The organism is Gardnerella sp. 26-12 (assembly GCF_001660745.1).
GTDB lineage: Bacteria > Actinomycetota > Actinomycetes > Actinomycetales > Bifidobacteriaceae > Bifidobacterium > Bifidobacterium swidsinskii.
Map to the genome: position 1 here is coordinate 1 of NZ_LWSR01000092.1, position 13,295 is coordinate 13,295.

A 13,295-nucleotide genomic window follows, 5' to 3' on the forward strand; every position below is an offset into this window, starting at 1 on the left:
GGTGGCGATTATTCGTTGCTGGGTCGCGTAATTTTTGATACAACTTTATTAAGTAATTTTTATACGTTACACAGAAGGGCGTTACGATGGCACGTTCTACCGCTCGTAAAAGGGCTTTGAATACGCTGTATGAGGCGGATGAGAAGAATCAGCATATTCTTTCTTTGCTTGAGGAGCGAGTTAAGGAGCCTGGCGCTCAAACTCCGCTCCCAGAATATGCTATTGAGATTGTTCGAGGCGTAGGAGAGCGACGTAACAGAATCGACAAGACGCTAAACCGCTATTCGACTGGCTGGAAAGTTGGCAGAATGGCTGTTATCGATCGCAATATTTTGCGCATTGCGGTGTGGGAAATGCTTCTTAACGATGAGATTCCAGATAAAGTTGCTATTGACGAGGCGATTGCGCTCGCAAAAATGTATAGCGATGACGAAGCTATTGCGTTTATTCACGGCTTACTAAGCGCGATTATGGCAGATAAAGATGCTTGCTTGGCAAAGTTTAATGGCGAATCTTCTCCTGAAGACGCTGCTACGGAAGAGTCTACGGAAGAAGCTGCTGCTGCCGAGTAAGAAGCAATAACTATCGCCGGCGCGTCGCCCGTCCGCCAACCTGAGTAGACTTACCACGAATATCCTAAAGCCATAAGGGGGTTAAGGTGGATTACAACGACACCTTTGCCGGATTCGGCAGTGATGATGCAGTATTGGTGTTGGAGGATGGTCAGGTTTACGTTGGTAAGCCTTTTGGTGCGCAAGGTTCTACGCGCGCTGAGATTGTGTTCTCCACGGGCATGACTGGTTATCAAGAAACATTAACTGATCCAAGTTATGATCAACAAATCGTAGTTCAAACATTCCCACATATAGGTAATACGGGAATGAATCATGAAGATCCAGAATCTGCCCACATTTGGGTTGCAGGTTATGTGGTTAAGGAGCCGAGCCCAGTAGTTAGCAATTGGCGGGCTGAAGGTTCCTTGGAAGACGATTTACAAAAGCAAGGTATCGTTGGCATTAGTGGTATTGATACTCGAAAGCTGGTACGTCATTTACGCTCGGTAGGCGTTATGCGTGCCGGCATTTTTTCTAATAAGGCCCTGGTTGATCCGTCAACCGGGGCTTTTCGTACCGTTGCTTCTTTCGTTGACGAAATTAAGCAGACTCCTCAAATGCAAGGCTTGCGCTTAACGGATGAAGTCAGCACTAAAGAAACGTATACGATTGAGCCTTGCGGTGATTTTGAAGGAAAAGATCCGCTTTACACGGTTGTAGCAGTTGACTTTGGTATTAAATCCATGACTCCTCACCGTTTGGCTGAGCGCGGCTGCCGTGTGCACGTCGTAAGCTCCTCAATAAGCTTCGAATCGCTGCAAGCTCTTAACGCAGACGGTGTATTCTTCTCGAATGGTCCTGGAGATCCTGGCCAAGCAAATCGTGAAGTTGAGCTTTTGCGTAAAGTTTTGGATGCGGGCTACCCGTTCTTTGGTATCTGCTTTGGAAACCAGTTGCTTGGTCGCGCGCTCGGCTTTGGCACTTACAAGCTGAAGTTTGGTCACCGCGGTATTAATCAGCCTGTAAAAGACGTTACAACCGGAAAAGTGGAAGTTACAGCTCATAATCACGGCTTTGCAGTGGACGCTCCTCTTGACGGTCCTGTCCAATCTCCTTATGGAAACGGTCACTTTGGTCGCGTGCTAGTTTCGCATATTGACTTGAACGACAATGTTGTAGAAGGCTTGCAATGCCTTGATATTCCAGCGTTCTCAGTGCAATATCATCCGGAAGCTGCAGCAGGCCCGCACGATGCTTCCTATCTATTTGACCGTTTTGTGCAATTGATGCGCGAAAACACTCGAAAAAGCAAGTAAGATTTTAAGATTTACGGAAAGAGAAGTTTACTATGCCAAAACGTACTGATATTAAGTCGGTTATGGTAATTGGTTCCGGCCCGATTGTTATTGGTCAGGCTGCAGAGTTTGATTATTCCGGAACGCAGGCTTGCCGAGTTCTTCGCGAAGAAGGCATTCGCGTAATTTTGGTCAACTCTAACCCGGCTACGATTATGACCGACCCGGAACTTGCGGACGCAACATATATTGAGCCAATTGACACTTCGATTTTGGAGCGAATTATTGCAAAGGAGCGTCCGGATGCGCTTCTTCCAACGCTTGGTGGTCAAACTGCACTTAATGCTGCAATGGATTTGGGTCGTGCAGGAATCCTAGAAAAATATAACGTTGAGCTTATTGGCGCTTCTTTGGAAGCAATCGACCGCGGTGAAGACCGAGAGCTTTTCAAAAAAGTCGTTGAAAAAGCCGGAGCTGAGTCAGCAAAATCCTTTATTGCTCACTCGATTGAAGAAGTAGACAAAATTGTTGAAACTTTAGGATACCCGGTAGTAGTACGTCCAAGCTTCACAATGGGCGGCTTGGGCTCTGGTATTGCTCATAACGAAGAAGAGCTTCACCGCATTGCAGGAGCCGGCATTCACTATTCTCCAACAAACGAAGTGCTTATTGAAGAAGGCATTGAAGGCTGGAAAGAGTTTGAGCTTGAACTTATGCGCGACGCAAAAGATAACGTCGTAGTTGTTTGCCCAATCGAAAACGTCGATCCTGTAGGCGTGCACACTGGCGACTCGATTACAGTTGCTCCTTGCTTTACGCTTACAGACCGCGAGTATCAGAAGATGCGCGATATCGGTATTGCTATTATTCGAGGCGTTGGCGTCGATACCGGCGGTTGCAATATTCAGTTTGCAATCAACCCTCAAACTGGTCGCATTATCGTAATCGAAATGAACCCGCGCGTATCTCGTTCTTCCGCGCTCGCATCTAAAGCAACCGGCTTCCCAATCGCAAAAATCGCAACGAAACTTGCTTTAGGCTACACTTTGGATGAAATTCAAAACGATATTACGCGTTCAACTCCTGCAAGCTTCGAGCCAACAATCGACTATGTTGTAACGAAGATTCCGCGCTTTGCTTTCGAAAAGTTCCCAGGAGCAGACACCACGCTTACAACTTCTATGAAGTCAGTTGGCGAAGCAATGGCTTTGGCTGGAAACTTCCAGGAATCCCTTGGAAAAGCAATGCGCTCAATCGACAAGCGTCACGCGTGCTTTAGCTGGGATGGCGAGCGCCCAAGCAAGGAAGAAGTTAATAAGCTTCTTGAAGAAATGCATACTCCAACCGAGCATCGCTACTTGCAAATCCAGCGCGCGCTTTGGGGTGGAGCAACGCCAGATCAAATTTTTGCAGCAACAAAAATCGACCCTTGGTTTGTAGAGCAGCTGGCTCAAATTAACGAAACTGCGCTCGCAGTTCGTGAAGCTGAAACCTTAACTCCTAAAGTTTTGAAGCGTGCTAAGCTTGCTGGTCTTTCGGACGTGCAGATTGCGCATTTGCGTAATCTTGGCGACGAAGGCGAAAATATGGTTCGTGAGCTTCGTTGGGCTTACGGTTTGCGCCCTGTTTACAAGACTGTTGATACTTGCGCAGCTGAGTTCGACGCAGCAACTCCGTACTACTATTCTTGCTACGCTGACGAAAGCGAGTTGAAGAAGCGCGATCGCGAAGCTGTGATTATCCTTGGCTCTGGTCCAAACAGAATCGGCCAGGGTATTGAGTTTGATTACACTTGCGTTCACGCTGTTCAGGAATTGGGCAAGGATTACGACACCATTATGGTTAATTGCAATCCTGAAACAGTTTCTACAGATTACGACATGTCTGACCGCCTTTACTTTGAGCCTCTTACTTTCGAAGATGTGCTTGAAATTTACGAAGCAGAAAAGAAGCTTGGACCTGTTAAGGGCGTGATTGTGCAGCTTGGTGGCCAAACGCCACTTTCGCTTGCTGCTCGTCTTAAAGCTGCAGGAGTTCCAATTTTGGGAACGACTCCTGAGGCTATTGATTTGGCTGAAAACCGTGAGCTTTTCGGCGAGGTTCTTCGTCAAGAAGGCATGAACGCTCCTCGATACGGCACAGCTTTGAGTCTTGAGGAAGCAAAAGATGCAGCTCACGCAATCGGCTACCCGGTTCTTGTGCGCCCAAGCTACGTGCTCGGCGGTCGCGGAATGGAGATTGTATACGACGACGCTCAGCTTGCAAAGTATGTTGATCGCGCATTGGATGAGGCTCGAGCAGACACGGTTGTTTCTGGCAGATTGCCTTCGCCGCTTTTGATTGATAAGTTCCTTCAGGACGCTATTGAAATCGATGTTGACGCGCTTTACGACGGCAACGAGCTTTATATTGGCGGCATTATGGAGCATGTTGAGGAAGCTGGCGTGCACTCTGGTGACGCTGCTTGTACTCTTCCTCCAAGCACGCTTTCGGACGATCAAATTCGACGCCTTCGCGAGGGTACGCTTTCGATTGCTCGCGGCTGCTCTGTTCGCGGTCTTATCAACGTACAGTACGCTTTTATGGCAAACACTTTGTATGTAATTGAAGCAAATCCTCGAGCGTCTCGTACTGTTCCGTTTGCTTCTAAAGCTACTGGTGTTGCTCTTGCTAAAGCTGCTGCTCGAATTATGGCTGGTGAAACAATTGCACAGCAGCGCAAGCGTGGGCTTCTTCTTCCGCAAGGCGATGGTGGTGATATTCATCCAGGTCAGCAAGTTGCTATTAAAGCTTCTGTGCTGCCGTTCAAGCGTTTCCGCACTCCTGTTGGTCGTACGGTTGATATTTTGCTCGGACCTGAAATGCGTTCTACCGGCGAAGTTATGGGCTTCGATCGTGACTTCCCACATGCTTTTGCTAAGAGCCAGCTTGCAGCATACAAGGGTGGTTTGCCTACCAGCGGCAACGTGTTTGTGTCTGTAAGTGATGCAGATAAGCGTCAACTTCCGCTTCTTGCAGTGCGATTAGTGGAGCTTGGTTTTACTATTTGGGCTACTGAAGGTACAGCTTCTGTGCTTCGTCGTTATGGTATTGATTCCGTGATTGTCGATAAGCTTTCTAGTCAGGGCGACACGGCGAAGGATATGCCAAATAGTGAGAAAGCGCATGAAAGAATCGGTAAGAATGTTGTAGAGCTTATCGAAAATGGTAGGATTGATATGGTATTGAATACGCCGAATTCAAGGGGATCGCGCACTGATGGTTATGCCATTCGTGCGGCAGCTGTAGCAGCTGATCTTCCGCAATTCACTACTATTACCGAATTCGCACCAGTATTAATGGCTATTGAAGCTGTTAAGAACAACGATTATCAGGTGATGAGCATACAAGAACATGCTCAGCAGTTGTTTGCAATTGAACAGGCAGAAAGTCAAGAAAGTCGGGCTTAATACATGACCGAGAGCATTCGTGATCAAGAAGTGCAGGCGCAACGATCCGATTTTGGTTTGCGTTTGAAGAACGCTATGGCAAAATATGGACCATTGTGTGTTGGAATCGATCCTCATCGCAAAATGCTGCTTAATTGGGGATACAACATGGATGCTCTTGGAGCTGAACTTTTTTCTATGCGCATGCTGCAAGCTATGAATGGTAGGGCAGCGGCAGTTAAATTCCAATCCAGCATGTTTGAGCGCTATGGTTCTAAGGGTTTCGCAGCGCTTGAGCGTGTGCTGTATGCCGCTCGTCAAATGGATATTATTACTATTGTTGACTGCGGTCATGGAGGATTGTCTACTACTATTTCTGCGCTTGCAGACGCATATTTTAAGCCGGACGCGCCTCTTCTTGCCGACGCTATTACGCTTCTTCCGTATTACGGCGCTCGCTCAATGGGCGGCTTAATTAACGAAGCTCTTAATAACGGTCGCGGTGTTTTTATTGCGTCTCTAACTTCTAATCGCGAAGGCGCAAGTTTGCAAACTGCTATTAGGCAAAGCGGAACTTACCGCGGAACTACTGTAGCTCACGGAATTGCTCAAACGGCTCAAAGTTTTAACAATAAAACTAAAGGAATGGGTTCTGTTGGTTTAATTGTTGGAGCGACTATTGGCGACTGGATGAACGGTGGTGGAATTGACGTAACCAGTTTTACTGGTCCAATTCTTTCTCCTGGTTATGGGTGGCAAGGTGCAGAAGCTGACGATTTAAAGCGTGTTTTTGCTGGTACACATGGTAATGTATTGGTAACTGTTTCGCGTTCGATTGCGTCGCATGGTCCAAATATTGGTGAACTTTCGGCTGCAACTGAACGCATAGCATTGGATATTCGTCAGGCTCTTGTTGATTCAGGCGAATGTGTGTAAACGAGAGGTAAACAAATGGGTGCCACGGATGAGACTGCAGTTTCGCAGTCTAGACGTCGATTAATCGTATTAACGGGTCCTACTGCGGCTGGTAAAGGCACAGTAGAAGGCATACTTCGTGAGAAGCATCCTCATATTTGGCTATCTGTTTCTGCTACCACTCGTGCGCCTAGACCTGGTGAATTTAATGGTATTCACTATTGGTTCTTAGATGAAGAAGAATTCGAGCGTCGTAAGCGTAATGGCGAATTCTTGGAAACCGCGCTGGTTCATGGCATGGCTCATTATGGCACCCTTCTTCAGCCTGTTTTGGATCATCTTACGCAAGATATTCCTACTTTGCTGGAAATAGATTTGCAAGGAGCTAGGCGCGTAAAACAAGAGGCTGCTCGTCTTGGATTAGAAGTTGTGTACGTGTTCATTGCGCCTCCGAGCTTTGAAGAGCTTAAGCGTCGTCTTATTGGTCGTGGTACTGAAACTCCTGAGCAGCAAGCAAAACGTTTGGAAACTGCTAAAGTTGAGATTGCTGCAGCTAAAGAGTTCGATGTTGTTATTGTGAACGATAATGCTGAGCGTGCCGCAGATGAACTGTGGAATGTTATTGCAAGCGAATACGACTTATAGTTAAAACTTACGCAATATCCAATCGATAGCATATAATAAGCCTTTTGGAACTATTGTGGCACCATAGAATTTGGAGAATATTATGGCATTAGGCACTCAGCCAACACCTACTGGTCTTGCGAATCCACCGATTGATGATTTAATGCAACATGCGGATTCCAAGTATGCGCTTGCCTTATTTGCTGCAAAACGAGCACGTCAAATTAATGCTTATTTTACTCAGCTTAATGAAGGTTTGCTTCAAAATGTTGGCCCACTAGTTGAGTATCAAAATCAAGAAAAGCCTTTAGCTATTGCTTTCCGCGAAATTAATGCTGGATTGCTTGAAGAGACTCTTGGTGAGGACGATTTAAGCGAAGGTAATTAATAAGCCTTGCTAATAAACGTCTTTATGGGTATTCGCAGTCGCGTATCATCCGCGCTCAATAAAGCGGATGCACGGCTGCGTTTTTCGCTTTATTTAGCCTGTATTTAGCCTTTATCGACTATAAACCTAAGGGGGAAATGTGGAAGAACGTAAATTAATTTCTGCAGAATCTGTAACTGAAGGTCATCCTGACAAGTTATGCGATCAAATTGCTGACGCTATATTGGACGATATGCTTCGTCAGGATCCTCATGCGCATGTTGCTGTAGAGGTTTGTGCTTCCGTTGGTCAGTTTGTGGTTTTTGGCGAAGTGCGTGGTGAAGTTTATAGCGATATTCCGGGAATCGTGCGTCAAGTTGTTCGTAATGTTGGCTACACGAGCTCCACAATTGGTCTTGATGCTGATTCTTGTGGTGTTATGGTTTCTTTAACTGAGCAAAGTGCGGAAATCAATCAAGGTGTTGCTAGGTTGGATGCTTCTTGCGAGAGTGCATCTTCTCGTGAGGAGCACTACGCTGCTCAAGGTGCAGGCGATCAAGGTGTTATGTTTGGTTACGCTAGCGACGAAACAGATACTTTAATGCCTTTGCCGATTTATCTTGCTCATCGTTTAGCTCAAAAGCTTGCTAAAGTTCGTAAAGATGGCACTGTTGCGCATTTGCGTCCAGATGGGAAAACTCAAGTAACGATTGAGTATGATTCAAGAGGATTGCCTAAACGTTTGGATACTGTGCTTATTTCTACTCAGCATGACCCAGAAGTTTCTAGAGACTGGTTACAAGATCAGCTTGTTGAACATGTTGTTAATCCTGTGTTGGACGAAGTTCTTGCTCAAAAAGTTGCGTACGATTCGTACCGTATGCTTGTAAACCCTACTGGCTCCTTCGTTTTGGGAGGTCCTGCAGCTGATTCGGGCTTAACTGGTCGAAAAATTATTGTTGACACTTATGGTGGTGCTGCTCATCATGGTGGTGGAGCTTTTTCCGGTAAGGATCCTAGCAAAGTTGACCGTTCTGCAGCTTATGCAGCTCGCTGGGTTGCAAAAAATATTGTGGCAGCTGGTTTAGCTCATAAGGCAGAAGTTCAAGTTGCTTATGCTATTGGTATTGCTGATCCTGTAAGCGTAAACGTAGAAACTTTCGGAACTGAAGCTGAAGGTATTACGCGTGCAGATATTGCGCGTGCTGTGCGTGAAGTATTTGATTTGCGTCCGGCTGCGATTATTGACGAGCTTAACTTGCTTCAGCCAATTTATGCTCCAACTGCAGCTTATGGTCATTTTGGCCGTACGGATGTTAAATTCCCTTGGGAAGAAACGAATCGTATTGAGCAATTGAAAGATGCGCTAAAAAAGTAGTTTTATTGATAAATTTTGCTGTAAAATAACAGTAATTATGTGATGTAATTCAAGTAAAACTAAGGGTTATTTATGGCAGAGCAACCTTCGCTAGACGGCTTAGCGCGTAAAACGAGACGTAAGCGCAATGCTGTTTCTCTAGTGCCTGCTAATGAATGCCCTATTGCGCATGTGATGCTTGATGTTCAAGCTTCACATTTAGGTCGTACTTTTGATTACTTGATATCGCAAGATCAAGATGAATCTGCTCAGCCTGGGGCGTTTGTACGCGTTCGTTTTGGAGCACAAAAGCTCACTGGAGTTATTTGGTCTCGTTCTTCGCATACAGACACCCCTCATACTGCTTTAAGATTTTTAGAGCGCGTGTTTCCTCCAGATGTTTTGCTTTCTAAATCTTTGCGAGACGATATTGACGCCATAGCTAAAGCTTATGGTGGAACTAGCTCAAATATTTTGCGTCTTGCTGTGCCTCAACGCGTAGCTCGTGTTGAGCATGAGGAAGTTTTTGACAACATACGCTTGCAACGCAGAAAACAGTGGCGTGAAAATCTTAAGAAGCGTTTGCAAAACGATAACAATACAAACCCAGGTTACGCTACAACTTCTCGCATGATTTATGATTACGAAAATGCAAATATTTTATACAATGCATTAATCAAAAAATCTATTGACGCAAGTTTTAGTGAAAATAAAACAGAAAATCAATTAGTCAAGCAAGCAGAAAATAATTCTTCTCAATCTTTTATTGTAGACGCTTTACCAGGTTCTTGCCGACTTGCACAAGATTTAGCGTGGATGATTGTCACTGCTTTAAGCGCGTGTAAGCAAGCTGTTGTAGTTTTGCCGACGCTAAGAGAAGTAAATGATGTAATGCGCGCGCTAATGGTTTACGGATTAAAGCCATATAAGCGTGTCAGTGAGAATCATCGTGGTTTTTCTGCTGGAAGTTTTGATGGCGATGTAGCTCGACTTTGTGCTGCGGATCCTCCAGCTGATAGATATAGAGCTTGGCGTGCAATCGCGTCCGGAATAGTTCCTTGCGTTCTTGGCACTAGAGCTGCAATGTATGCTCCAGTTGAGGGAGATGCTTTATTTGCGATTGTTGAAGATTGCGCGTACCAATATGCTGATGGCATGATGCCGTATGCTCAAGCGCGTGGAGTTATGCGGCTTCGTGCGAAAAGGCATGGCGGCGTATTTGTGTCAATGTCGTATTCCAGAAGCGCGCTTAGTCAAAGTGAAGTAGACTGCTATATGTCGAATGCGCAAGATGCGCAAGGTGAGCAATCTGTTCAAACTACTAAAGTTATTCAAACTACTCAATCTGCTAAAACTGCTGAAACAATAAGCGGATCTAGCATCCCTGTAAGTGCGAGTAAACTTGCTCGCGAAAAGTTAGTTCCGTGGGTTCGTTGGCTTAATCGTGAAGCTTTATTGAAATTAGCTGACCCAAGTATTGGCGCTCGCATACCGCATAGCGCAGTAAGAGCTATTAATGATGCTCTTTCGGATGGTAAGCCTGTGCTGCTTTCTATTGCGCAAGATGGTGTGACGCAATCTGCTATATGCTCTTCTTGCAAACGTCAAGCGCGCTGTAGACGATGTACTGGGCCTCTCGATGTTGCAAATAGTCAGCAAACAGCACGTTGCTCGTGGTGTGGTGCTAGTGCAATAAATTGGTCTTGTTCTAATTGTGGCAGTAGCAATATGCGAGTTATACAAGTTGGCGCTGCTGGTGTTGCAGAAGAATTATCTAAACTATTTCGCAACGTGCCTATTATTATTTCGTCACAACACCAACCGAACGGAATTATCCAGTGTATTGATGAAAAACCTGTAATTGTTGTTGCAACTCCTGGATGTGAGCCTCGCGTACAAACGCAAGACGCAAATTGTAACGGAGAATATGGTGTTGTAGCAATACTCGATACGTGGGTAAGTTTGTACGCTTCGGGGCTTGATGCGCGAATAGATACACTTAATTCGTGGATGAAAGCTTCTGCTTTATGTGCTCCTAGAGCGCGCGGAGGAAGTGTGCTTTTGATTGGCGAAACGTATCCTGTTCTTGCGCGTGCGCTTACATTGTGGGATACGACTCAACTTTCTTGCAATGAGCTTTCAGAAAGAGCTCAAGCAATATTGCCGCCTTGTGTAACTGCAGCATGCGTATGGGGTGCTCGTGATGCGGTTATGCATGCGCTTGAAAACATTGGTGCAATGCAAGAAAATCTTGGGTGCGAAAGTAGTCAAGATGCTGATTTTTCAGCAATTTCTCCATTATTAGGAATTGTTCCAATGCATCCGCCTGTTACAGACAGATACCAGCATTTTGACGATATTTACGACCGTGTAAAAGCTGTAGTAAGAGTTCCGCTTTATTTAAGACAAGAATTAGTGAACCGATTGCACAAGGAAGTAGCTCGTCACGTAGCAACACGTGCTGCAGGAGAGTTGCGTTTTTGTGTTGATCCAAAAGATTTATTAGCGTACTAACTTACTAATAGGGGAGAGAAAAATGGTAAAAATATATCATTGCGCAGTTTTGGGAGATCCTATTTCGCATTCGCTGTCGCCTGTGCTTCACAACACGGCTTATAAGGCTTTAGGTCTTACAAATTGGCAATATAGTAAGGAAAAAGTAAGCGAAACAGAGCTTCGCGATTTTATTGCGCATCTTGACGATTCTTGGAAAGGCTTAAGCCTTACTATGCCGCTTAAAAAAACCGTAATGAAACTCGGTACACCTTGCGACTACTGGTCGCGCGCGCTTAACGTGGCAAATACTGCAGTTTTTACTAGCAACCCAGCAACCGCTTCGCAATCGCAAATAAAGCTATACAACACTGACATAAGTGGCATATTAATAACATTTATGCACGCATTACATGAGCGCATATGCGAAGTAAAAAAGGCTGTTATTATTGGCAGCGGCAACACTGCATCCTCTGCACTGGCAGCTTTAATTGAAATTGCGCAAGTAGCAAAGCTTGAGCAGGTGCAAGTTGTTGCTAGAACTGAAGATAACGGTAGTGTAAAAGGCGTTGAACGTTTTAATAATCTTATACAAAAGTATTGCGCTGATTTTCCAAATAAAATAAGCATAGGTCAAAATAATAAAAGCGAAGAAAATGACGCTATGTATGAGCCTGTGCAAGGTATTGAGTTCCCAACAATAAGCGAAGAAGTATTTTCAAAATTTGCAGACTATAGCGCAGAAAAATTGAGTGCAGAAAAATTGTCAGAATGTGATAAATCTCTCATTTTGAAATCTTTAAATTCACTCGAAGCTGTTCGTGCAATCGCAGAAGCAGACATAGTCATAAGCACAGTTCCAGCGCATGTAGCAGATCCAATTGCGCTTGCGTTGAAAGCGTACTGTCAAGATAGTGCGAATAATCAAACGAAATTAGGAACATTGCTTGACGTAGTTTACGATCCTCGCCCAAGCATGCTACTTAGTGTATGGCAACAATACGGTTGCGCTATTGGCGGAGAAGAAATGCTTTTGCAACAAGCTTTAGCACAAGTAAGTCTTATGACGATTGAGTACAGGCAATCTAAAGAAAATTTTGGGAATTGTGCTAAGACTGGCGCTGAGGATTGTGCTGAGACTGGTTCTGAGCTTGGTTATAAACCTAGTGCTGACAAGGCTAGATATTACGATGACTTAAGTAGTCTCATGCGAAAAGCCTTACAGGAGGCATTATGAGCGATAATACGCAACATACTACGCAAAGTGATGTGCAACGTGATGCGCAACATACTACGCAACGTTCCGCGTCGACTAGTATGCAACTATCTGACAGATTTGAAGTTATGCTAATTACAGGCATGAGCGGAGCTGGGCGCTCGCACGCTGCTAACGCGTTGGAAGATATGGGATGGTATGTTATCGATAATCTTCCGCCAAAATTGCTCATACCGCTAGTAGATATGATGACTTCATCCGGTTCTAAAGTGCATAAGCTTGCTGCTGTTATTGACGTGCGTTCTAGAGGATATTTCGACGACCTGTTTGCAGTTCTTGCGCATATTGATGACCTTGGTGTAAAAACGCGAATTCTGTTTCTAGATGCTTCAGATGCTGTGCTTATCAAGCGTTACGAGTCTGTGCGTAGACCGCATCCTTTGCAGCGCGGTGGCAGACTTATTGACGGTATTCTAGAAGAGCGAGAGCTGCTCAGTCATTTGAAAGATTGCGCAAATATTATTATCGATACTTCTGCACTTAGTATTCACCAACTTTCTACAAAGCTTTACGAAGGATTGCTTGGAAAAGGCTCTTCTACTGTTTCTGTGCATATTTTCAGCTTTGGATTTAAATACGGCATGCCAATGGACGCTGATTTTGTTGCCGATATGCGATTTTTGCCGAATCCTTTCTGGGTTCCTGAATTAAGGGAGCTTACAGGTAAGGATCAAGCTGTGCAAGATTATGTTTTATCGAATTCTGCGGCAATTACATTCTTAGATTCTTACGAAAATGCGCTTCTTACAGCTATCGACGGATTCGCTAAAGAAGACAAGCATTACGTGACTATTGCTGTAGGATGTACTGGCGGTCAGCATCGTTCTGTTGCCGTAAGTATTGAGCTTGCTAGACGTTTGAGATTGCACGGTTTGCAAGTTACAGTATCTGCAAGAGAGCTACAGAGAAGATCATAGTAAGTGGAGAAGTAAAGTAGCAAAAAGTAAAGTAGTGAAATGCGATTATGAAACTAATCAATTAAAATT

The 13,295-nt window shown here is 44.9% G+C and carries 10 protein-coding genes; all 10 read left to right on the plus strand.

Features of this window, described 5'->3' with window-relative positions:
* The first annotated feature begins 86 nt into the window (after positions 1 to 86).
* Complete coding sequence (gene nusB / locus A5295_RS04960) at positions 87 to 572, plus strand: transcription antitermination factor NusB (RefSeq protein WP_064340544.1); 486 nt, start codon at positions 87 to 89, stop codon at positions 570 to 572.
* Positions 573 to 658: 86 nt separating this feature from the next.
* Positions 659 to 1,870: a glutamine-hydrolyzing carbamoyl-phosphate synthase small subunit gene (carA, locus tag A5295_RS04965; protein ID WP_064621949.1), complete on the plus strand. Its 1,212-nt coding sequence runs from the start codon at positions 659 to 661 to the stop codon at positions 1,868 to 1,870.
* Between the two features lie 32 nt (positions 1,871 to 1,902).
* Positions 1,903 to 5,298, plus strand: a complete 3,396-nt coding sequence (carB, locus tag A5295_RS04970; RefSeq protein WP_064621951.1) for a carbamoyl-phosphate synthase large subunit — start codon at positions 1,903 to 1,905, stop codon at positions 5,296 to 5,298.
* 3 nt (positions 5,299 to 5,301) lie between these two features.
* Complete coding sequence (gene pyrF, locus A5295_RS04975) at positions 5,302 to 6,213, plus strand: orotidine-5'-phosphate decarboxylase (protein ID WP_064621953.1); 912 nt, start codon at positions 5,302 to 5,304, stop codon at positions 6,211 to 6,213.
* Between the two features lie 15 nt (positions 6,214 to 6,228).
* Positions 6,229 to 6,837 carry a guanylate kinase gene (gmk, locus tag A5295_RS04980; protein WP_012914263.1) on the plus strand — a complete coding sequence of 203 codons (609 nt, stop codon included), beginning with the start codon at positions 6,229 to 6,231 and terminating at the stop codon, positions 6,835 to 6,837.
* An 82-nt stretch (positions 6,838 to 6,919) separates the two neighbouring features.
* On the plus strand, positions 6,920 to 7,204 hold the full coding sequence (gene rpoZ, locus A5295_RS04985; protein WP_004108619.1) for a DNA-directed RNA polymerase subunit omega: 285 nt from the start codon (positions 6,920 to 6,922) through the stop codon (positions 7,202 to 7,204).
* A gap of 139 nt (positions 7,205 to 7,343) precedes the next feature.
* Positions 7,344 to 8,561 carry a methionine adenosyltransferase gene (metK, locus tag A5295_RS04990; protein WP_064621955.1) on the plus strand — a complete coding sequence of 406 codons (1,218 nt, stop codon included), beginning with the start codon at positions 7,344 to 7,346 and terminating at the stop codon, positions 8,559 to 8,561.
* A 72-nt stretch (positions 8,562 to 8,633) separates the two neighbouring features.
* Positions 8,634 to 11,054, plus strand: coding sequence for a primosomal protein N' (locus A5295_RS04995; protein WP_064621958.1), 2,421 nt, complete (start codon positions 8,634 to 8,636; stop codon positions 11,052 to 11,054).
* 22 nt (positions 11,055 to 11,076) lie between these two features.
* Positions 11,077 to 12,270, plus strand: coding sequence for a shikimate dehydrogenase (locus tag A5295_RS05000; RefSeq protein WP_064621960.1), 1,194 nt, complete (start codon positions 11,077 to 11,079; stop codon positions 12,268 to 12,270).
* Between the two features lie 80 nt (positions 12,271 to 12,350).
* The gene (rapZ, locus tag A5295_RS05005) at positions 12,351 to 13,226 is read left to right on the plus strand and encodes an RNase adapter RapZ (protein ID WP_100066708.1); all 876 of its coding nucleotides are present in this window, start codon (positions 12,351 to 12,353) and stop codon (positions 13,224 to 13,226) included.
* Positions 13,227 to 13,295: the final 69 nt, after the last annotated feature.